Below are 20,077 nucleotides of genomic sequence, written 5' to 3'. Positions count from 1 at the left end.
CGAAAGCTCTACTCGAGAAAGAGTGCGGCGGATCGTCACGCGTACACGTCCGCGACGGCGCCGTGGTCCATCACGGCGGTCACGTAGCGGTCGCTCATGATCCGGCTGCGCTCGAAGGGCTGCATCACCTTGGGTGTCATCGTCCACATCAGCCCGTGGACGAGGTGCCGGACGTAGTCGGCCCACGCCTCGTCGAATGGAATCCGCGGTCCGCCGGCCGCCGCGAGCTGGTCCAGGTAGTCCCTGAGGAGATCCCGTTCGCTGCTCCGGCGGTCCTCGACGGACAACGCACCCGACAGGAAGAGGGCGACGTCGTAGGACCACGGTCCGAAGCAGTAGCACTGCCAGTCGATGAAGCCGAGGTCGCCATCCGGGCGCAGGAATGTGTTGCCGAGGTGTGCGTCGCCGTGCTGCAGGGAGTGCACGGCGACGTCGTCCGATTCCCACACCTTCTTGAACGCCCGGTACAGCAGGTCGGGGTTCTGAAGCTCCGCGGGGTACTGGGGTGCACCCTCCTGCGCGAAGTGCGAGTTCCAGTACTTCTCTCGGTAGAAGAGCTTCGCGGCCTTCCGGGTGATGCTGCCGACGCCGACGCCCGGAAGGTCGGCTGCGGTCTTCCCCCAGGTGGCGGCGTGCCACTTCGCCTGGTGACGCAGTCCGCTCACGACCTGATCGACGGTGAGGACGTCACCCGGCTCGATGAACGTCGATCCCGCCGCGGCGATGTCTTCGAGGACGATCAGTCCCTTGCCGCCGGTCCGGTCGACGCCGGCGTAGTAGCACTCGGGCGCCGAGGACTCGAACAGGTGCCGCAGTTCCCCGTAGAACCGGGCCTCCATCGTGTGGATCGCGTCGTCGGAGACGTTGTCGAGACGGCGATCCAGGCCGCCCTTGACGCACAGATTGCGGGACAGCGGGACGTCCGGCTGTCCGGAGTAGGTGGCCTCGAGGAGCACCTTCGTGGCTGTGCCCCAAATGATCTTGGTGACCTCGAGGTGCTCGACCGTCAGCGTCGGGTTCTGCGGGCGCAGGACCCCGGTGAGCCACGCGGCCGTGATCTCGTCCGGCGCGCTCGGCTGGAAATCGGAAGTATCAAGCATGAAACCGGAGTCTCCTCGACTGTCGGCGCGAATATAATTGAGACTGCTAGGATCAATATAGGAACCGCACGCAGCGCCGTCAAGCCATTCGCGTTACCCGACTCACATCCTGCACCCCACGGTGAGTCGATCCACCCACCGCCCGGAATCCGCCGGGACCACCCGTTTCACACCGCCGGGAGACACCGTGCCGAGCATCGAAGAACGCCTGATCAGACTCGAGGACATCGAGCGAATCCGTCGCCTGAAGGCCGAGTACTGCAACGTCTGCGACGATCACCACGACCCGGACGCGATCGTCCGGCTCTTCGCTGTCGACGGCATCTGGGAGGCCGACGGGGTCGGCACATACCGGGGTCACGACGAGATTCGCCGGGCATTCGAGCGATTCGGGCGGTCCATACGCTTCTCCCAGCACAACACGACGAATCTCGACATCACCGTGACCGGGGATACCGCGTGCGGAACGTGGCATTTCGTGGGCGTCGTCGACTTCCACGACGGCGCCGCCCGGCTCACGCTCGCGCGATACGACGAGCGGTACGTCAAGATCGAAGGTGATTGGAAGTTCGCGCACCTGAGCGCCGTGCGGCCCGCCCACCACGAGCTGCCCGGCCTGCAGAGATGACGGAACCGCCCGTGCGTGACGCACGGGCGGTCCGGTGGTTCCGAAACGGGCGACAGCCTTCGGAGTCAGGCGTCGCCGTGGACCAACCCGAACGGGCGGCCGTCCTCCATCCGGTCCGTGACCTCGATCCAGCCGGCACCGGACTTGCCGTTGATCTGCACGTTCGCGAGATGCTCGACGATGCGCAGCACCTCGTCACCCTTCGTGTGCCGGAGCGGGAGACGGCACGTCGGCTGGTAGGTCGCCTCGAACACGTCGCCGTCCGGCAGCGGGATCGTGACGTCCGCACCGGCCAGCCAGTAGTCGGGGGCCCCGTCGTACCGGCATTTCACGCTCATCTTCGTGACGACGTGCGGCGTGCCGTTCTTCAGGACGATGCCCGCGACCGCGGGTTCGGGCGTGCCGACCTGCATCGCGACGACGGAGAAGAGGTTGTCGGCATTGAGCTGGCCGTAGACCCACCGCCAGCAGTCGATCGACTGCCAGTTGCGCACGCCCCATGAGTGGTCACGGAAGCCGAATCCGCGAATTCGCTTCTCCTGACCGTCGATTCGGACGGTACCGGTCACCTGCCCGACGCCGGCATAGTGATCCTTGGCGACCGATTCGCCGCCGTGGTACGTGCCGTCCGTCGACGTGCGGTAGGGCGGGGCCAGGTCGACCCACGACAGGTCGAACGCGACCTTCTCCTTCGGCGAGTTGCGGAACGCCGTACCCGGATCCGCGAATTCCGTTCCGTCGGCGAGGTGGCTCAGTTCGCCGTCGAACGAGATCGACCAGCCCCCGGCCGTCCCCTCCGCGGCGAAGTCGAGGTCCCCGGCCTGCCACCGGAGGTTGTCGGTGATCTTCGCTCTCCGGAAACCGACCAGCGCGTCACCAGTGCTGCGCAACTGGAGCGCCGTCACCTCGGCGAAACCCTCGTTGACCCGTCGGCCGATGCGGAACAGCGCCCCGGCCGAACCGTCCTCTTCGACGACGTGGAAGAAGGCCGACTCGTTCCAGTTCGACTCCGGGCCGGGATCGTGCATCGCCTCGTCGGCCGCGACGACGTTGAAGAATGCGGACTGTGCATCCATGTTCTGTTCCTCTCGACAGAGGCGACCGGCCGTGGCAGCGGGCGCCCGGGATCGGACGGGCGGCAGGAACACCTCTCTCCCGCCGCCCGCACCCGACCCGATTCAGTTGACGGCGGAGTCCTTGGCGACTCCGCGCGAACCCACCTGACCCTTCCAAGAGGTTCCCGGCTCGATCATCTTCTCGGCGGCGCGGATCTCCTCGTACGAGAAGTTCCGCCCCAGGCCGATCGGGGTCTCGCCCTTCGCATACTTGCGCGCGGCGTCGAGTATCAGGCGCCGCATGCGGATGATGGCCAGGTCCGACGTGCCCAGGTGCTCGCGGCTGCGGTCCTCGATGGGACCCATGCTCTCCTGGATGCCGAGGTCCTCGACCTGGTTACCGGTCATGCCGCTGAAGCTGAATTTGTCACCGTGCTTCTTGCGGTCCATCGAGTCCCGATCCTGCTGCCACATGTTCCCCGAGTGGAAGTCCATGTGGAAGTTTTCGTCAAGTTCGCCGACGCCGGACCATTCCAGAATCTTGGCGCGGTACTCGGGCTCGATGTTCTCGTCGTCGAGACGGGCGTGGATGAAGTAGAAGATGGTGTTCTCGTCGTCGACCGGCACGAACACCTGCGAGAACACCCAGTTCTCCGGCGCCGAGAACAGCGCCCAGAACGGGGCGACGAACTGGGTCGTGCGCACGTACTTCTTGTGCTCACCGTCGACGAGCGCGTCGCGGATGCCCGCGTAGTGGAACCCGTAGGGCAGGTTCTCGACCTCGAGGCGCGGCGCCCCGTCGGTCAGCTGGAAGTTGAGCAGGCCGCCGCCGCCGGTGTAGTCGCCGCCTTCGGCCAGACGCCGGTTGAGGTCGTTGTGCAGGAAGTTGGAGTGGGCCGAGTCGATGGCACCCTCGAGGGCTTGAGCCCAGTTGCATCGCTGCGCCACGCGAATCGTGTAGATCTGCTCGGGCTTGCGAGCGGTCCAGTCGAACGCCGGGAATTCCGGTTCGGCCTTCGGGTCACCGAAATACGCCCAGATCAGGCCGCCGGCCTCACGCACCGGATACCCGATGTGACGGATCTTGTCCTTGAACGTGCTGTCTGCCGGCTCCGACGGCGTCTCCACCACCTTGCCGTTCCGATCCACCCGCCACCCGTGATACAGGCACTGCAATGCACAATTCTCGTTGCGCGCCAACGCCAACGACGCACCCCGGTGCGGGCACGCCTCGTTGAGCACCCCGACCTTGCCCTCGGTGTCCCGGAACGCCACGTACTTGCCGCCGAGGATCTTGATCCGCCGCGGAGCGCCGTCCGAGACGACGTCCTCCGACATCAGCACCGGCGTCCAGTACTGACGCATCAAGACACCCATCGGTGCGTCACCCTCGACGCGGGTGAGCAGGTCGTTGTCTTGCTTGTTCAGCATGAGTTCTCTCCAAGTTCGGGGTCTGACGACCGGGCTGCGGTTCCAAGTTCTTCGAGGGTGGAGGATCCGTACCTACCCGACGTCCGACTCGGCCGGTGACGCTGGTGATCCATCCCACGCGTTATTTTGAATATTATCGTCTCATAATAGACGTGGCAAGGAAACGACGGACACGACTTGTCCGATCGCTCCTACGCGGGCCGCTCGCAGCCCACGGCCTGCGCGAATGCGAGCAACTCCCGCTCGAGCGCGTCGGGCTCTTCCAGCATCGGATAGTGGCCGCACCCCTCGATCGTGACCAGTCGCGAGCGCGTCAGCTGCTCCGACAGCCAGGCCGCACCCCGCGCCGAGTGCACGGGGTCGGCACGTCCCACTACCTGCAGAACGGGTACGCGGACGTGTGCGAGCTCGTCGATCTGGTCGGATTCGAGCATCGAGCGGTAACACTCGATCGCCGCCCACGACGGCATCTGCAACGACACCCGCATGAGCCACTCGATCGTCGACTCCGTCGGCGGCTGGGCGAACGCACTTGCGAGGTTGGTCCGCCGAGACCCCAGCCGATCGGCGTTCTCGCCGTCGAGGAGACGCGGCAGCACCTCACTCGCGGGCGCACCGAACGGGAAGTCCGCGCTCCGGCTGGCACGGACCGCATTCGATCCCACCAGCACGAGCCCGGCGATCCGGCCGGAATCCAGGGCCGCAGCCTTGAACCCCACCTGCCCGGCGAACGAGTGCCCGACCAGCGTCACTCCGGCGAGGTCGAGCGTCTCGACCACGTCGAGAAGATCGCGGGCCAGCTGCGGGACGTCGTACCCGTGGCGGGGCTTGTCCGAGAGGCCGTGCCCCCGCTGGTCCACACAGATCGCCCGGAAACCCGCGTCGGCCAGCACCCGCATCTGGCGGTCCCACACCGTGTGGTCGAGACCGAAACCCGCCACCAGCACGACCGGCGGTCCCTCGCCGAGCTCGTGCACGGCGAGTCTGACACCGCTGCCGACCCTGATCAATTCCATCAGGCGCCGTCCACCGCAGTGGCCGAGGCGGCGAGAAGCTCGGCCGTATCGCGGTAATACGCGCGGATCGCGGTCGCCTTGCCGTTCTCGAACGTCCATTCCTCAACGGCGCCGGACGCGATCGGCGCACCGCCGCCCGGCGGGTACCAGTCGAACGACAGCCGCGCCGCGACGCGGTTGCCGCCGTCGACGAGCGCATCGAGGGTCAGTCCGCGCGGACCGACGTCCACCACACCGCGGGCCATGGCCTGGAACATTGCGCGAAGTCGCCGTGCACCCTCGACCCGGCCCCCGTAGGGAAGGGACGACGGCATCTCCACGTAGATCGCGTCGTCGAAGCCTGCGTCGGCCAGCTCCCCCAGTCGCTTGGGATCCTGGTCGATGAGCGCGCCGTAGAACGCACCGACCACCTCGGCCGGTGTGAGTGTGACGTGAGTGCCGTCAGGCATGTCGATTCCTTTCCCGATTTCCACGAATCATCGGCCGAACTCGGCCACGTACTTCTGGAACGCCGGCTGCGTGACCGATGACGCCTGCGCCCACGACTCGAATTCGAGTACCGACGCCAGGTCGCCGTCCTGGGCGAGCTGCACCGCACGCTTCATGTCCGCGAGCATCCCGCGGTCCCGCGTCGAATACCGCTCTGCGAGTTCGAGTGCCGTGGCAATGGGGTCGTCGGCGAGTTCGGTCGCCAAGCCCTCCCGGTACGCCTCGTCCGCTCCGATCGTCTTGGCGCCGAGAATCGTCGCCATCGCACGGTCGGCGCCCATCCGGCGCGTCAGGAACCAGCTGCAGCCGCCGCCGGGGTGCAGGCCGATGTCGGCGAACGAGACGACGAAGCGAGCCCGTGGACCGGCGACCACCACATCGCAGGCCAGCGCGATGTTGACGCCCGCGCCCACGGCGGCGCCCTGCACCGCCGCGATCGTCGGGATCTTCAGGTCGTGGATCCCGAGGAAACTCGCATACACCGTCTTGAGTTCGTCGCGGATCTCCGCGGGCGGCCGGGTCGTGTCACCGAACAGGCTGCCGACGTCGGCGCCCGCGCAGAACGCCCGGCCGGAGCCGGACACGACCAGTGCGCTCGCCTCGGGGTCCGCGGCGACGGCGGCGATCGCAGCGGCAAGCTCGTCGAGCATGTCCCGATCGAGGGCGTTGAGCCGCTCGGGCGCATTGAGTTGGATATGACGAACCGGTCCACGGTTCATCAACTCGATCGTCGAGCCCATTACACGATCACACTCCCGGATTCGTCTGCCGGTTCGACCGGCAGCGGTGTCTTGTTTGATTCACAGTTGTTGTTGCCCTTGCCGATTCCACGGAGGAGCGGCGCCATCCGACGCGCGATCAGGTCGACCGTGCGCTCGACCGTCTTCTCGGGCATGCCTCCGACGGAGGCCCAGAGGAAGACGGTGTCGACCGGGCAGTCGCCGATCCAGGCGGCGAACCGGGCGGTCAGATCCTCGGGTGTCCCGAACCAGAACGCTCCCGGACCGGACAGCGGCCTGTTGCGTCCGGCGGCGGGGTCGTACTCCCGGGGAGCCGGTCCCTCGATTCCGCGCGCCATGTGACGCCGATACGAGTTCTGCTGATATGCGATGTACCCGGACATCTCGGGCCACTCGCGGTTCGGGTCCTCGCTCGGAAGCGCGAAGAACGGCCCGCCCATACGTCCGGTGTCGGGGTCGAGCCCCGCGTCGGCGCGGCCCTGTCGATACGCCGGCATCAGGTCCGGATTGACGAACAGCAGGTTGGCACCGAGTCGCCCGGCACGACGCGCGCCGTACTCACCGCCGCTGCCCAGCCAGATCGGGATCGGGGACTGGACCGGAGTCGGTGTCACCTGCTGCCCCGCCCACATCTCTCGCAGTTCGGACACTTGCCTGGTCATGGTGGTGAAGCGGGCGTCGCGGTCGGCGCCGTAGAGATCGAACTCGGCCTGCTGGTATCCCGCGCCGAGCCCCAGGTCGAGACGGCCGTCGGAGATCAGATCGAGGACCGCCGCTTGCTCCGCCAATTCGACGGTGGCGTGCAACGGTGCGACGACGAGCGCGGTTCCCACCCGGACGGTGCGGGTGCGCGCCGCGACCACCGCCGCGAACGTGAGCGCCTGCGGGAGGTACCCGTCGTCGAAGCCATGGTGTTCGCTGACCCAGATCGAGTCGAGGCCCGAGGCCTCGGCGAACTCGCACATCTCGAGGGTGTGCGCGTAGACGCGGGCCGGGTCGAGTCCCGATCCGGGCGGCACCCGGAGATCGAAATACACTCCGACCTTCACGAGAGTCCGCCCTTCGACAGCGCGACACGCTGCCAAGTCGGGAGCGCGGAAGTAATCGTCGAATCCGACATGGTCATCTGCTCCGTTCGAGGCCTGCCGGTCAGCGGAAGTCCATCCAGTGTCCGTGCGGGGTCCAGCCCATCAGGAACGGAATCTCGATCCGCGCGACCGGGCCCGCGGTGATGTCGTAGGTATCGAAAATCAGATACTCACCCCGCCGCTCCGCCCACCACGACACCGGCACGATGATGAACCCATCCCCCTCCGGCGAGGTCGGGGTCCGCGGCGCGAACGTCGCCTCCAACACCGCCGCCGCCTCCGTCGACCGGATCTGATACACCTGCTCGGCCATCGTCTTCACATTCGTCACGACCAGGCTGTTCATCGACATCCCGTTACGCTTGACCACCCCACCGACCTGGAACCCGAACGTGTACCCCTTGCCGTAGAACCGCTCGTCGACCTTCGGCAACTCCGACGGCCGATCCGAGAGCTGCTCCGTCTTCGCCGCCCCCGTCTTCAGATCGATCGTCCACCGCCCCAGAAAACTCCGCGACACCGAGAAGAACAACGCCACATCCTCGCCCTCCGCGAAATCCTCCGCGAACGGGAACGGCGGCCGGTTGAAGATCGGCGCATCCAACATCAACAGATCACCCTCGACATTCGCCGACAAGGTGTGCATCACATACTCCGCCGGCAGATCCGTGTTGATCCACCGCACCGGCCCCTGCAGATCGTGCCGCGGAATCAACGCGATCACGATCGGCAACGACGCATCCCACCCCCAGATCCCCAACTTGCGCTCGGTGATCTGCTTCCGATCCGCCGTGAACGGCTGAAACGGCATCACGATCCACTCCGGCGTCAACCAAATATCATGCGCCACCGTGTTATACGGGGCATCCTCGAGATCCCGCGACTCCACCGCACCGTCCGGGTGCACGATATGGATCGTCACGAACGGCGCCTCGTCCCGCCAATTCCACCCATACAACGTCCCGGTGTCGTGATCCCACTTCGGATGCGCCGTGAACGAGGCATCCCCGAACGACGACTTCGCGTGCAGACCCGCCGACAACTTACTCGACCAATTCACGATCCCCCGCGTCTGCAGGGTGATCGGATCCAACGCGATCGGCGGCCCACCCTGCTCACCCGACGCCAGCACCTCCCCCGCGAACGGGAAAATATTGATGTTGTTCGTACCCTGCGGAACCCCCACCGTGAACTCGTCACGCTTGACATCGCCGTACGCGTGATCACGCCAATCCCCGAACCCCCCATCGGTCCACTCGAACAACCCCCGCCCCGCCCGCTCCTCCGCCACGAACTTCGGCGTCCGAATCCACCGATTCCGGAAATCCGCCCGTCCATTGTCCAAAACCAGACCCTGCACCATCCCGTCCATACTGATCAACGGGGTCGTACCCTGCTTCGACGGACGACGCCACGTCGGACCCGACCGATAAAAACCACCCGACAACTCCCGCGGAATCTCCCCCGACGTCACAATGCACTCCTCGACCGTCGCCTCGAAACGCATCGGCTGAAACGGCCCCCGCAACGAATTGCCCTTGGGTAACGGATATCCCATTTTCCTCATACCTCCGATAGCGACGGCTGGGTGAAATCCGGCAGCACGTCGCACATTAGCACCGCCCGGACGCGAATGGAAACGCTCGTTCACATTGCCCGATTTGGGCACTTGACCTGCGCCGACGCGCTCGCGCCGGACCCAGGGCGGCGAGACGCTTGCAGGCCGCGTGATACTTATGATACTTCAAATATCATAATATCGTGGGTCGGGTCGGCAGGCAGACGAAACAAGACCGTCATTTCACGCCTGCCCGGAGCATCTCGGTTGCCTCCGGTTCTGCTCGAACACGGATCACAGACCGGAGGCACTGCAGTGATATTCCCCCGCCGAATGCCTCCCACCTGGCTGATCGTCACGTTGATGGCGCTGTGCGGCACGATCGTCTCGCTCCAGCACACGATTGCGATCCCGATGCTTCCGTCGGTGCCGGAGACGTACGGGGTGAGCACGGACGACGCCTCCTGGCTCGTCACCTCAACCCTGCTCGTCGCCGCCGTCGCCACCCCGGTGGTCACCCGACTCGCCGACATGGTGGGACGGCGCCGGATGCTCGTCGTCGCCATGTCGGTGATGACCGCAGGCTCGTTCATCGCCCTCCTCGGCACCTTCCCGGCGCTCATCGCCGGGCGGTCTCTCCAGGGCTTCGCGACGGCGCTCGTGCCCGTCGCGATCAGCATTCTCAGAGATACGCTGCCCCCGGCGAGAATCGGCACCGCAATCGGGGGGCTGAGCGCGACGCTCGGCATCGGGACCACGCTCGGAATCCCTCTCGCCGGATTCCTGCAGGACATGGCGGGACCACTCACCGTGTTCTGGGTCGCGGGAGCCTGCGGGGCGCTGCTGACCGTCGGCGCACTCCTCATCGTCCCCGATATCGGGTCACGGTCACCGGGACGCTTCGACTTCGTCGGCGCACTGCTGTTGTCGATGGGACTCGCCGCGGTGTTGCTGGCGCTGTCCAAGGGCGGGTCCTGGGGCTGGGCCGGTCCGCGCACACTCGGCTGTGTCGCCGCAGCGGCCGTCGTCTTCGCGGTATGGGCGCCGCTGCAATGGCGGGCGCCCAATCCACTGGTGAACCTGCGGACCGCCGTCTGTCGCCCGGTTCTGCTGACCAATCTGGCCGGCATGCTCATCACGTTCGCGATGTTCATCAACACGCTCGCCACGACGCAGCAACTACAACTCCCGACCTGGACCGGTCACGGTTTCGGTCTCACCGCCACCGCCGCCGGCCTCGCGGTCGCGACGACCGCGTTCGCACAGGTGATGGTCTCGCCGTTCGCCGGAATGCTCATCGACCGCTGGAACGGTCGTGCCGTGCTGCTGATCGGGAGTGTCGTCACCACCGTCGCGTGTGCCACCCGGCTCGTGGTGCCCGGCACCGTCGTCACCGTCACGGCCATTGCGTTCGTGATCGCCGGGGGCACCGCCATCTCGTTCGCAACACTTCCCGGGCTGGTCATGGCGGCCGCACCGGAATCCGAATCTTCGGCCGCCAACGGCATCAACTCCCTTCTCCGTTCCGTCGGCGCGTCGCTGGCGAGTGCCACCCTCGCGATGATCCTCGTCTCGCTCAGCGTCGACTCCGGTTCTGTCCCCATCCCCACGGCACGAGCGTTCGACGTCGTGTGGGTGGTGGCCGGGATGTGCGCCCTCGTGACCACGTTCCTGGGCGTGTTCCTGCCCCGACGGTCTCCGGTACACATCGAGGTCACAACGATCGATCCTCGCCGGAATGCGCTCGCAGGCAATGAAACGACCTTCCCCGCACCGAGCAATTCGCCGGTTCCCATTGCGGCACGACGCGCACGTAACCTATTCTGATATTCAGAGTTTCAAAATCCGCCGAGTCGCGGAGCCCTTTCCCGTCGCCAGAAGTCAGGAATCCTGTGACCCAAACAACTCCCGCGCCGCTGTCCGTCTCGGACCCCGCAGAGGCCGAGTTCCAGCACTCCCTCGCCGCCGCGCTCGACGATGCCAATCTGCCGACACTGCTGGCGGCGGTCGTGCAGCTCACCGGCGATCTGTCACTTCTCGAAGGCAAGTTCCGGCCCACCGCCATGCGCGGACCGGGCGACCACGACGACGGCGGCATGCCCGAAGACGTTCGAGCCGAGCTGCGCACGCTTGCGTTCGACGTCGTCCTGGCGCATCGACGCGGCGAACTGCCGGACGCTCCCGCCCTGACACCCGAGCAGGTACTGCACGTCCTCGGCCGATGCCTGGACGAAGAAGTGCCGAGCGCGCAGGGCGGCATGCTCGCCGAGGAACTCGGCGCTCTGTCCCGTGCAACGCCGGTCATCGACACCGCGTCCGGTGAACGGGCACCGCACGTCCTGGTGGTCGGCACCGGCTTCTCGGGACTGTGCGCGGCCATCCGTCTCGACGAGGCCGGTGTGCCGTACACGATCATCGACAAGAACCCGGACGCCGGCGGCACGTGGCACGAGAACGTCTACCCGGGCTGCGGCGTCGACACCCCCGTCCACCTCTACTCGTACTCGTTCGCCCAGCGAGCGGATTGGCCCCGGTACTTCGCCAAGCAGTCGGAGGTCGAGGGTTACCTGCTCGACATCGCGACGTCGTACGGCATCCGTAAGCAGGTGCAGTTCGGCACCGAACTGGAAACTGCCGAGTGGGTCGAGGACCGGCAGCACTGGCGGGTCACGCTCCGCCGCGTCGACAACTCCACGTACACCGCGGAGTACCCGGTCGTCATCACCGCGGTGGGTCTGCTCAACCGTCCTGCCTACCCGAAACTCGACGGTCTGGACTCCTTCACCGGACCGGTCGTCCACACCGGTGCCTGGGATCCCGGGATCGACCTGGAGAACAAGCGGGTCGCCGTGATCGGAACCGGCGCCTCCGCGATGCAATTGGTGCCGGCCATCGCAGGCACCGCCCGTGAGGTAACCGTCTTCCAGCGTTCGGCGCAGTGGATCATGCCCAATCCCAATACCACTCGCGGCGTGGAGCCGGCCAAGCAGTTCCTCATGGCCGAGTTCCCCGGCTACCTCGCCTGGTACCGGCTGCAGCAGGCGTGGAAGTTCGGTGACCGACTGCATCCGATGCTGCGCATCGATCCGGAATGGCCGCATCAGGACCGGTCGATCAACTCCGAGAACGAGCGCCACCGCCAGTTCCTGACCCGGTACATCGAGCAGAAGCTTGCGGGCCGCCCCGATCTGATCGAAAAGTGCGTGCCCGACTACCCGCCGTACGGCAAGCGTCCACTGCTCGACCACGGCTGGTTCGACGCCCTTCTCCGTGACGACGTCGCCCTCGTCGGCGAGGGTGTGTCCCGCATCGACGGTCAGCGCGTAGTCACCTCGTCCGGCGCCGAGCACGAGGTTGACGTGATCGTGCTGGCCACCGGCTTCCAAACGCTCAACATGCTTGCTCCCATGGAGATTCACGGCCGCGACGGGACAACGTTGCGGGAGAGTTGGGGTGCCGACGACGCGCGGGCCTACCTGGGCATGACCGTCCCCAACTTCCCCAACATGTTCATCCTGTACGGCCCCAACACGAATGCAGGCCACGGTGGCAGCCACGTCCTGAGCGTCGAGATGCAGGTCCGCTTCGTACTGCAGGCTCTCGCGCGGATGGCGAAGCGGAACCTGTCGAGCATCGAATGCCGGCAGGAGGTCTTCGACGCCTACAACGGCGAGATCGACGCTGCGCTGGACGGTTCGATCTGGACCCACACCGGCATGACGACCTATTACCGCAACAGCAAGGGCCGCATCGTCACCAACACGCCATGGACGAACGCCGACTACTGGCATCGCACTCGCAGTCTTGTCGCCGAGGAGTTCATCGAGCGCACGCGCGATCTGTGAGCCGCATCCTCCTCATACCTACTAAGACGGAAGGCAACTCGACATGACCGACACCGAACGCACCCGGGTTCTGGTCCTGCAATTCAATGAGGCTCGCGCTCGTAACGACGTCGACGCGATCGCCGCGCTGCTGGCCGAGGACGTCGAATGGCACCCACCCGCCGGCATCCGTCCCCGGCCCTTCCGCGGCCGAGAGCGGGTGGCCGCCGCCCTCACCGGGGCGAATACGAGTCGGGTACTTCACGTCGACACGATCGAGCGCGAAGTCGTCGCGGTCGTGGTCGACGGCGAGACCGCAGTCGTCCGGCAGCTCATGCGCGCGAAGCGAATCGACGGCGAGACCTACACCAATGACTACTGCTGGATCTACACGTTCCGCGAGGGATTGATCCAGCGGATGGACGAGTACGGCGACACCCTGCTCACCGCACGCGCCGGGTTCGTCCCGCTGCTGCCACCCGAAGATTCGGCGACCGAACGGCCGAAGGCCACGAACCTCGTTGCCACCACCCACACCCCCGAAAGGAACTAGGGAATCATGACGACACCCTCCCGTTCCGCCGTCCCCGACTGGTTCGACGCGAGCGAGACCCGGCTCCTGGGCAAGGCGTGCACGCGCTGCCGTTCCGTCTTCTTCCCCCCGACCATCGACCGCTGCCGCAATCCGCGGTGCGGCGGCGATGTGCTCGAAACCCACCCTCTGAGCACCCGCGGCCGGATCTGGTCGTGGACACGCAACCACTACAAGCCTCCGGCCCCCTACGTCTCGGGCGATCCGTTCGAGCCCTACACCGTGCTCGCGGTCGAGCTCGAGGAGGACGGCCTGGTCGTACTGGGGCAGCTCAGCCCGGACAGCCCGCCCGCGAACGTCGGCGACATGGTGTCGCTGCGCACCGAGAAGCTGCTGGAGGACGAAGACGGCGTCCAGTTGGTGTGGCGCTGGACCCTCGACAATTCCGAGACCGTGGAGGTCGCATCATGAGTGGAGTAGCCGTTCTCGGGGTAGGTATGCACCCGTGGGGCAAGTTCGGGAAGTCGTTCGTCGAGTACGGCCGGGTGGCCGCACGCGCGGCCCTCGAGGATGCCGGCATCGACTGGACCGACGTGCAGATGGTCGCCGGCGCGAACACCTGGCGGGGCGGCTATCCCGGCCTGGTCAGCGGCGCGGCCTTCGCGCAGGAGCTCGGCTGGAACGGAACCCGTCTGAGCAGCTCGTTCGCCGCGTGTGCGTCGGGGGCTCAGGCCATCGGGGCCGCCCGGGCCCACATCCTCGCCGGTCTGTGTGACGTCGCCCTCGTCATCGGCGCCGACGTCGCCCCCAAGGGGTTCTTCGGCCCCTTCGGCGGCGGCGATCAGACCGATCCCGACTGGCTGCGGTTCCGGCTCCTCGGCGCCACCAACCCCACCTACTTCGGCCTCTACGCGCAGCGCCGCATCGCGGCGTACGGCGCGAGCGAACGCGATTTCGCGATGGTGAAGGCGAAGAACAGCCGTGCGGGCGCACTCAACCCGAACGCACGGTTCACCAAAGTGGTCACCGAGGACGAGGTGCTGGCGAGCGCGTACGTCGCCGAGCCGCTGCATCTGCTGGACGTGTGCGCCACGAGTGACGGCGCCGCGGCACTGGTCATCACGAGCGAGGACTACGCGCGTCGTAAGCAGCTCGAGCGGGGTGGCCGCGCCGTTCGCATATCGGCGTTGTCCACGAACTCGCCGACCTACCCGAACAACGTCATCGAGATGCCCAACTTCGCCACCGACTCGACACTCGCGGTGCCCGCACCGGACGAGGGTTTCAAGACCTCGCTCGCCAGTTCGGCGTACGCCGAGGCCGGTCTCGGGCCCGACGACCTGAATCTTGCAGAAGTCTACGATCTTTCGACTGCGCTCGAACTCGACTGGTACGAGCACATCGGGCTGTGCGCCGAGGGCGAGGCCGAGAAGATTCTGCACGACGGCGTCACCTCACTGGGCGGACGGGTGCCGGTGAACCCGAGCGGCGGACTCGCGAGCTTCGGCGAGGCCGTACCGGCACAGGCCATCGCCCAGGTCGTGGAATTGACGGTCCAGTTGCGCGGCGACGCGGGTGAGCGTCAGGTGCCGAATGCCAACGTCGGCATGTCGATCAACCAGGGTCTCTTCGGTCACGGTTCAGCAGTGATCGTCACGGCCTGACCTTCACTCCGAACGCCTCGACCCCGTTGCACCGATATGGAATCGGTGCAACGGGGTCGAGGCGTTCGTACTCAGCTCAATTACGGGTCATGCGTCGGTCGACTGCGCGGCCTTGGCCGACGAGGGGACACCGACAACGTCCTGCCAGCGCACACCCGGATCGATCAGTTCCTCCGCCGAACGGATTTCGTCGTAGCGGAAATCCCCCGCCAGGCCCAGTGGCGTCTCGCCGCGCTGGTTCCGACGTGCGGCGTCCAGCATCAGGCGACGCATGCGGATCACGGCGAGGTCGGATGTGCCCAGGTGCTCACGGGTGCGGTCCTCGATCGGACCCATGCTCTCCTGTACCCCGAGATCCTCGGTCTGATTTCCGGTCATGCCGCTGAAGCTGAACTTGTCACCGTGCTTCTTGCGGTCCATCGAGTCCCGATCCTGCCGCCACATGTTCCCCGAGTGGAAGTCCATGTGGAAGTTTTCGTCGAGGTCACCCACACCGGACCATTCCAGAATCTTTGCGCGGTACTCGGGCTCGATGATCTCGTCCCCCTCCCGGGCGTGGATGAAGTAGAAGATGGTGTTCTCGTCGTCGACCGGCACGAACACCTGCGAGAAGATCCAACCCTGCGGCGCGGAGAACATCGCCCAGTACGGCGCAACGAATTTCGTCGTCCGTACATATTGCTTGGTCGTTCCGTCCTTCAGTGTCGCGTCACGGATACCGGCGTACTGGAACCCATAGGGCAGGTTGTCGATCTCGAGACGCGGAGCGCCTCCGACTAGGACCTTGTCGAACAGCCCACCGCCGCCGGTGTACTCACCGCCGCCCGCCAACTTGCGCATCAAATCGTTGTGCAGAAAATTCGCATGCGCCGCATCGATCGCACCCTCGATCGCCTGCGCCCAATTGCACCGCTGCGCCACCCGAATCGTGTAGATCTGCTCCGGCTCGCGAGCGGTCCAATCGAACGCCGGGAACTCCGGTTCGGCCTTCGGGTCACCGAAATACGCCCAGATCAAACCACCCGCCTCACGCACCGGATACCCGATATGACGGATCTTGTCCTTGAACGTACTGTCCGCCGGCTCCGACGGCGTCTCCACCACCTTCCCGTTCCGATCCACCCGCCACCCGTGATACAGGCACTGCAGAGCACAATTCTCATTGCGCGCCAACGCCAACGACGCACCCCGATGCGGGCACGCCTCGTTGAGCACCCCGACCTTGCCCTCGGTGTCCCGGAACGCCACATACTTGCCACCGAGAATCTTGATCCGCCGCGGAGCACCGTCCGAGACGACGTCCTCCGACATCAGCACCGGCGTCCAATAACGACGCATCAAGACACCCATCGGTGCGTCACCCTCGACACGGGTGAGCAGGTCGTTGTCTTCCTGGTTCAGCATGAGCAGTCTCCAAATCAATTCCGTAGGAGGTGAGTATCAGACACAGGTGAAGTGGACGCCGGCGACGTCGAACTGCTCTTTCACGACGATTTCGCTCGGGAGCTTCAGGTCGACGGCGCAGATTCCCTCGCGCAGTTTGTCCTTGGTCGTGGTGAAGCGCACGACCTGGCCGGCCTCGAGCAGGTGGACGTGCGCCTCGTCGTCCGAGACCGTTTCCACCCTGGCATCGAGGGCCACTGCCCATTTCTCGGCGGCGTGGCGTGCATCCAGCATCCGCACTTCCATGGAGAGGATCCCACCGTCGGGATGCTCGGGAACCTTCCCGGACCAGGCCGGACCTCCCCACCTCCACGATTCGTACGGCGTCGCCCAGTCGACCGACACCATCGCTCCCGGCACATCCTTCGGATGCAGCATGTTCGCGCCCTGGTCGAACAACTTCAGCTCCGCGATGATCCGCACCCCCAGCCCGTCCAATCTGGCTCGGGCACGGTCGTTGTCGGGTACCTGGAACACCGCCATGTATCCGGCATCGCCGCCGCGTTCCTCGGCGTATCTCCGAACGGGACCGTCCTCGTACGGGGAGCAGATCTCCAGGAACGAGTTGCCCAGGCCGAAAACGGCGTTGTGCGTCGAGAACTGGTTCGCCAGGTCGTCGTTGAACGGCTCCGGCAACCGTAATGCTTGCTGCACCGTGTCGACCGTGCCCGCCAAGTCCGCGGTCACCACCGCGACATGTCTGAGACGAATGTGAGTCATAGGAATCCTACCGATCTTGATCGTTGTCATCGCGTAGGAAGCCCGGACCGGGGCTGCGTCCCGGACTCCGTTCCGCGGTGCCAGATTGTTCGACGTTCTCTACACGGTTCGCGTTGTCGCAGGTGCTTCGCCACGCGAGCCGACGGTCTCCTGCCAGCACACGCCGGGTTCGATCAGTTCTTCGCCCGGCCGGATCTCGCCGTACAGGAAGTCGCCACCCAGAGCCAGGGGAGTTTCACCGCGCTTGCTGCGGCGTGCGGCGTCCAGCATCAGGCGACGCATCCGGATCACGGCGAGGTCGGATGTGCCCAGGTGCTCGCGGGTGCGGTCCTCGATCGGACCCATGCTCTCCTGTACCCCGAGATCCTCGGTCTGATTTCCGGTCATGCCGCTGAAGCTGAAGTGGTCGCCGTGCTTCTTGCGGTCCATCAGGTCTCGGTCCTGCCGCCACATGTTCCCCGAGCGGAAGTCCATGTGGAAGTTGTCGTCGAGGTCACCCACACCGGACCATTCCAGAATCTTGGCCCGATAGGGCTCATCGATGATCTCGTCCCCCTCCCGGGCGTGGATGAAGTAGAAGATGGTGTTCTCGTCGTCGACCGGCACGAACACCTGATTGAAAGCCCACCCCTCGGGCGCGGAGAAGAGGGCCCAGTTCGGAGCGACGAACTGGGTGGTCCGCACATACTGCATCGGCCTACCGTCCGATACCGCATTGCGGACGGCTGCGTATTGGAAGCCGTAGGGCAGATTCTGGATCTCCAGTTTGGGGGCGCCGTCCACGAGGGTCAGGTTCTGCAGGCCGCCGCCGCCGGTGTAGTCGCCGCCGCCCGCCAACTTGCGCATCAAATCGTTGTGCAGAAAATTCGCATGCGCCGCATCGATCGCACCCTCGATCGCCTGCGCCCAATTGCACCGCTGCGCCACCCGAATCGTGTAGATCTGCTCCGGCTTGCGAGCGGTCCAGTCGAACGCCGGGAATTCCGGTTCGGCCTTCGGGTCACCGAAATACGCCCAGATCAGGCCGCCGGCCTCACGCACCGGATACCCGACATGACGGATCTTGTCCTTGAACGTACTGTCCGCCGGCTCCGACGGCGTCTCCACCACCTTCCCGTTCCGATCCACCCGCCACCCGTGATACAGGCACTGCAAAGCGCAATTCTCGTTGCGCGCCAACGCCAACGACGCACCCCGATGCGGGCACGCCTCGTTGAGCACCCCGACCTTGCCCTCGGTGTCCCGGAACGCCACATACTTGCCACCGAGAATCTTGATCCGCCGCGGAGCACCGTCCGAGACGACATCCTCCGACATCAGCACCGGCGTCCAATAACGACGCATCAAGACACCCATCGGTGCGTCACCCTCGACACGCGTCAACAGATCGTTGTCTTCCTGGTTCAGCATGAGTTCACTCCCACACACGTTTGTCGATGTCGCCCGGACAGAGTCCAGGCCTTGCCTTCACCGCCTGCTTGCGCGGAGAGCCTTCAGTCCCGTGTACACGCCCTCGTCCACACAGAGCGGGCCCACACCCTCCGGGGAGACGAACGCGCCGTCCTCGATCCCCATCACGAAGTAGCACGGCACCGACGACGTCTCCCCCTCGTGGAAGTTGAGCGGTGCGGTCCACCCGTCGAGTGTCTCGTCCACGAGACCGTAGAGGCCGTTGCGCACGTCGGCCGGCGTCGACTGCGGTCCCACTCCGCCGCCTTCGGCTGCGGCCTTGAACAACTCGAGACCCGCCCACACGAGCGCGGCGGGCTGTTGGAACAGTTCCGAACCGCGAAGGTCCGGGGCGAAGGTGTCGATGGCTTCGAGGAAGGTCCGGACTCCCGGGACAGACTCGTCCTGCCACGGCGCGATGGCCGACGACATGAGTCGGCCGTCGAAATTCGGGTCCTGTGTCCACGTGTCCGAGGACCCACCGGCGGTGGAGACGGTGGTCGGTGTGTATCCCTGCTGGGCGCAACTCGACAGCACGCGCGCCTGCACGGGTCCCGAGTTGAGGATCATGAGGGCATCCACGCCCTCGTCGCGCATCTGCAGGCACTGCGCCGTGTAGTTGGGCGCGGTCGACGAGACGGGCGCCGAGACGATCTCCATACCCAGACCCTTGACGATCTTTTCGGCGACGCCGGCGGAGTCCTTGCAGGTCGGTGAATCGGAGCAATACAGGAAGCCGAGCTTTTCGGCTCCCTGTTCCTTGGCGAGGGAATAGGCGCCATACTCCTGCAGCGTCAACGACGCGCCGGTCGAGAAGAAGTCGGGGCTGGTCTCGTACGGCGTGGAGAAGGTGAGCCCACCCACGACAGGGACTCTCTTGTCCGCGAGGTAGTTCACCCACGAGGAGCTGACCAGACTCGCTTCCCCGGAGATGGCCATGACCTTGTCGTTCTCGACCAACTCCTTCACGGCCTGGAGCGAGCGGGCCGCGTCGAGTCCGTCGTCCTTGACAATGACCTCGACCGGGTGGTCGTTGATTCCTCCGGAAGCGTTCACCGATTTGGCCCATGCCTCTGCGATGTCCGCCATCCGGCCGAGCGCATGCGACTGCGCCCCGGAGCAGCTACACACGAATCCGATGCGAATCGGGTCCCCGGTCACCGCGCTCGCCGGTTCCTCGACCTGGCCACATCCGGCGACCAGGGCGATCAGCGAGGCTCCGGCGATCGGGGCCAGCTTCCTCCACAAATTCATGACGTTCCTTCCAGGATTCCAATGAAACTGCGGCCCAGCATGTTTACGCCTGCTGACATCTTGGGAACGGATCGACGGGAAGGAGC

At 65.7% G+C, this 20,077-nt stretch carries 18 protein-coding genes; 6 read left to right on the top strand and 12 right to left on the bottom strand.

The genetic code is table 11. The features are described from left to right. Positions 1-35: 35 nt before the first annotated feature. On the bottom strand, positions 36-1,100 hold the full coding sequence (locus H0B43_RS21340; protein ID WP_185726125.1) for a phosphotransferase: 1,065 nt from the start codon (positions 1,098-1,100) through the stop codon (positions 36-38). A 187-nt stretch (positions 1,101-1,287) separates the two neighbouring features. On the opposite strand from H0B43_RS21340, the gene H0B43_RS21335 reads away from it, so the two are divergent. After that, on the top strand, positions 1,288-1,728 hold the full coding sequence (locus H0B43_RS21335; protein WP_185726126.1) for a nuclear transport factor 2 family protein: 441 nt from the start codon (positions 1,288-1,290) through the stop codon (positions 1,726-1,728). Between the two features lie 65 nt (positions 1,729-1,793). Here the strand turns inward: H0B43_RS21335 and H0B43_RS21330 are convergent, their stop codons facing one another. The 7 genes from H0B43_RS21330 to H0B43_RS21300 form a co-directional block, all read right to left on the bottom strand. Continuing rightward, positions 1,794-2,804, bottom strand: a complete 1,011-nt coding sequence (locus tag H0B43_RS21330; RefSeq protein ID WP_185726127.1) for a hypothetical protein — start codon at positions 2,802-2,804, stop codon at positions 1,794-1,796. A gap of 102 nt (positions 2,805-2,906) precedes the next feature. Next, the gene (locus tag H0B43_RS21325; protein WP_185726128.1) at positions 2,907-4,214 is read right to left on the bottom strand and encodes a Rieske 2Fe-2S domain-containing protein; all 1,308 of its coding nucleotides are present in this window, start codon (positions 4,212-4,214) and stop codon (positions 2,907-2,909) included. A gap of 191 nt (positions 4,215-4,405) precedes the next feature. Continuing rightward, entirely contained in the window at positions 4,406-5,230 is an 825-nt protein-coding gene (locus tag H0B43_RS21320) for an alpha/beta fold hydrolase (RefSeq protein WP_185726129.1), read from the bottom strand. Then, complete coding sequence (locus H0B43_RS21315; RefSeq protein WP_185726130.1) at positions 5,230-5,679, bottom strand: nuclear transport factor 2 family protein; 450 nt, start codon at positions 5,677-5,679, stop codon at positions 5,230-5,232. Before H0B43_RS21315 ends, H0B43_RS21320 begins: the two co-directional genes overlap by 1 nt. Positions 5,680-5,706: 27 nt before the next feature. Beyond that, on the bottom strand, positions 5,707-6,459 hold the full coding sequence (locus tag H0B43_RS21310) for an enoyl-CoA hydratase (protein ID WP_185726131.1): 753 nt from the start codon (positions 6,457-6,459) through the stop codon (positions 5,707-5,709). Beyond that, positions 6,459-7,508, bottom strand: a complete 1,050-nt coding sequence (locus H0B43_RS21305; protein WP_185726132.1) for an LLM class flavin-dependent oxidoreductase — start codon at positions 7,506-7,508, stop codon at positions 6,459-6,461. The genes H0B43_RS21310 and H0B43_RS21305 overlap by 1 nt, the downstream gene beginning before the upstream one ends. A gap of 100 nt (positions 7,509-7,608) precedes the next feature. Then, positions 7,609-9,105: a carotenoid oxygenase family protein gene (locus tag H0B43_RS21300; protein WP_185726133.1), complete on the bottom strand. Its 1,497-nt coding sequence runs from the start codon at positions 9,103-9,105 to the stop codon at positions 7,609-7,611. 333 nt (positions 9,106-9,438) lie between these two features. Here H0B43_RS21300 and H0B43_RS21295 point away from each other — a divergent pair, with 333 nt between their 5' ends. The 5 genes from H0B43_RS21295 (at position 9,439) to H0B43_RS21275 (ending at position 15,125) form a co-directional block, all read left to right on the top strand. Further along, positions 9,439-10,932 (top strand): MFS transporter, encoded by a 1,494-nt coding sequence (locus tag H0B43_RS21295; RefSeq protein ID WP_185726134.1) that lies wholly within the window; start codon positions 9,439-9,441, stop codon positions 10,930-10,932. Between the two features lie 65 nt (positions 10,933-10,997). Beyond that, positions 10,998-12,950 (top strand): NAD(P)/FAD-dependent oxidoreductase, encoded by a 1,953-nt coding sequence (locus H0B43_RS21290; protein ID WP_213015209.1) that lies wholly within the window; start codon positions 10,998-11,000, stop codon positions 12,948-12,950. A gap of 43 nt (positions 12,951-12,993) precedes the next feature. Continuing rightward, positions 12,994-13,482 carry a nuclear transport factor 2 family protein gene (locus H0B43_RS21285; RefSeq protein ID WP_185726135.1) on the top strand — a complete coding sequence of 163 codons (489 nt, stop codon included), beginning with the start codon at positions 12,994-12,996 and terminating at the stop codon, positions 13,480-13,482. Positions 13,483-13,488: 6 nt separating this feature from the next. Continuing rightward, the gene (locus H0B43_RS21280; RefSeq protein ID WP_185726136.1) at positions 13,489-13,932 is read left to right on the top strand and encodes a Zn-ribbon domain-containing OB-fold protein; all 444 of its coding nucleotides are present in this window, start codon (positions 13,489-13,491) and stop codon (positions 13,930-13,932) included. Further along, complete coding sequence (locus H0B43_RS21275; protein ID WP_185726137.1) at positions 13,929-15,125, top strand: lipid-transfer protein; 1,197 nt, start codon at positions 13,929-13,931, stop codon at positions 15,123-15,125. Before H0B43_RS21280 ends, H0B43_RS21275 begins: the two co-directional genes overlap by 4 nt. A gap of 87 nt (positions 15,126-15,212) precedes the next feature. On the opposite strand, the gene H0B43_RS21270 is transcribed toward H0B43_RS21275, so the two are convergent. The 4 genes from H0B43_RS21270 to H0B43_RS21255 form a co-directional block, all read right to left on the bottom strand. Beyond that, positions 15,213-16,529: a Rieske 2Fe-2S domain-containing protein gene (locus H0B43_RS21270; protein WP_185726138.1), complete on the bottom strand. Its 1,317-nt coding sequence runs from the start codon at positions 16,527-16,529 to the stop codon at positions 15,213-15,215. Between the two features lie 36 nt (positions 16,530-16,565). Continuing rightward, complete coding sequence (locus tag H0B43_RS21265) at positions 16,566-17,288, bottom strand: hypothetical protein (RefSeq protein ID WP_185726139.1); 723 nt, start codon at positions 17,286-17,288, stop codon at positions 16,566-16,568. Between the two features lie 99 nt (positions 17,289-17,387). Further along, positions 17,388-18,698, bottom strand: a complete 1,311-nt coding sequence (locus H0B43_RS21260; RefSeq protein WP_185726140.1) for a Rieske 2Fe-2S domain-containing protein — start codon at positions 18,696-18,698, stop codon at positions 17,388-17,390. A 57-nt stretch (positions 18,699-18,755) separates the two neighbouring features. Beyond that, on the bottom strand, positions 18,756-19,991 hold the full coding sequence (locus H0B43_RS21255; RefSeq protein WP_185726141.1) for an ABC transporter substrate-binding protein: 1,236 nt from the start codon (positions 19,989-19,991) through the stop codon (positions 18,756-18,758). Positions 19,992-20,077: the final 86 nt, after the last annotated feature.

The sequence above is a fragment of the Rhodococcus sp. 4CII genome (assembly GCF_014256275.1).
GTDB lineage: Bacteria > Actinomycetota > Actinomycetes > Mycobacteriales > Mycobacteriaceae > Rhodococcus_F > Rhodococcus_F wratislaviensis_A.
Note: the sequence above shows the minus strand (reverse complement) of the source record. Positions and strands in the feature narration are given on the sequence as shown.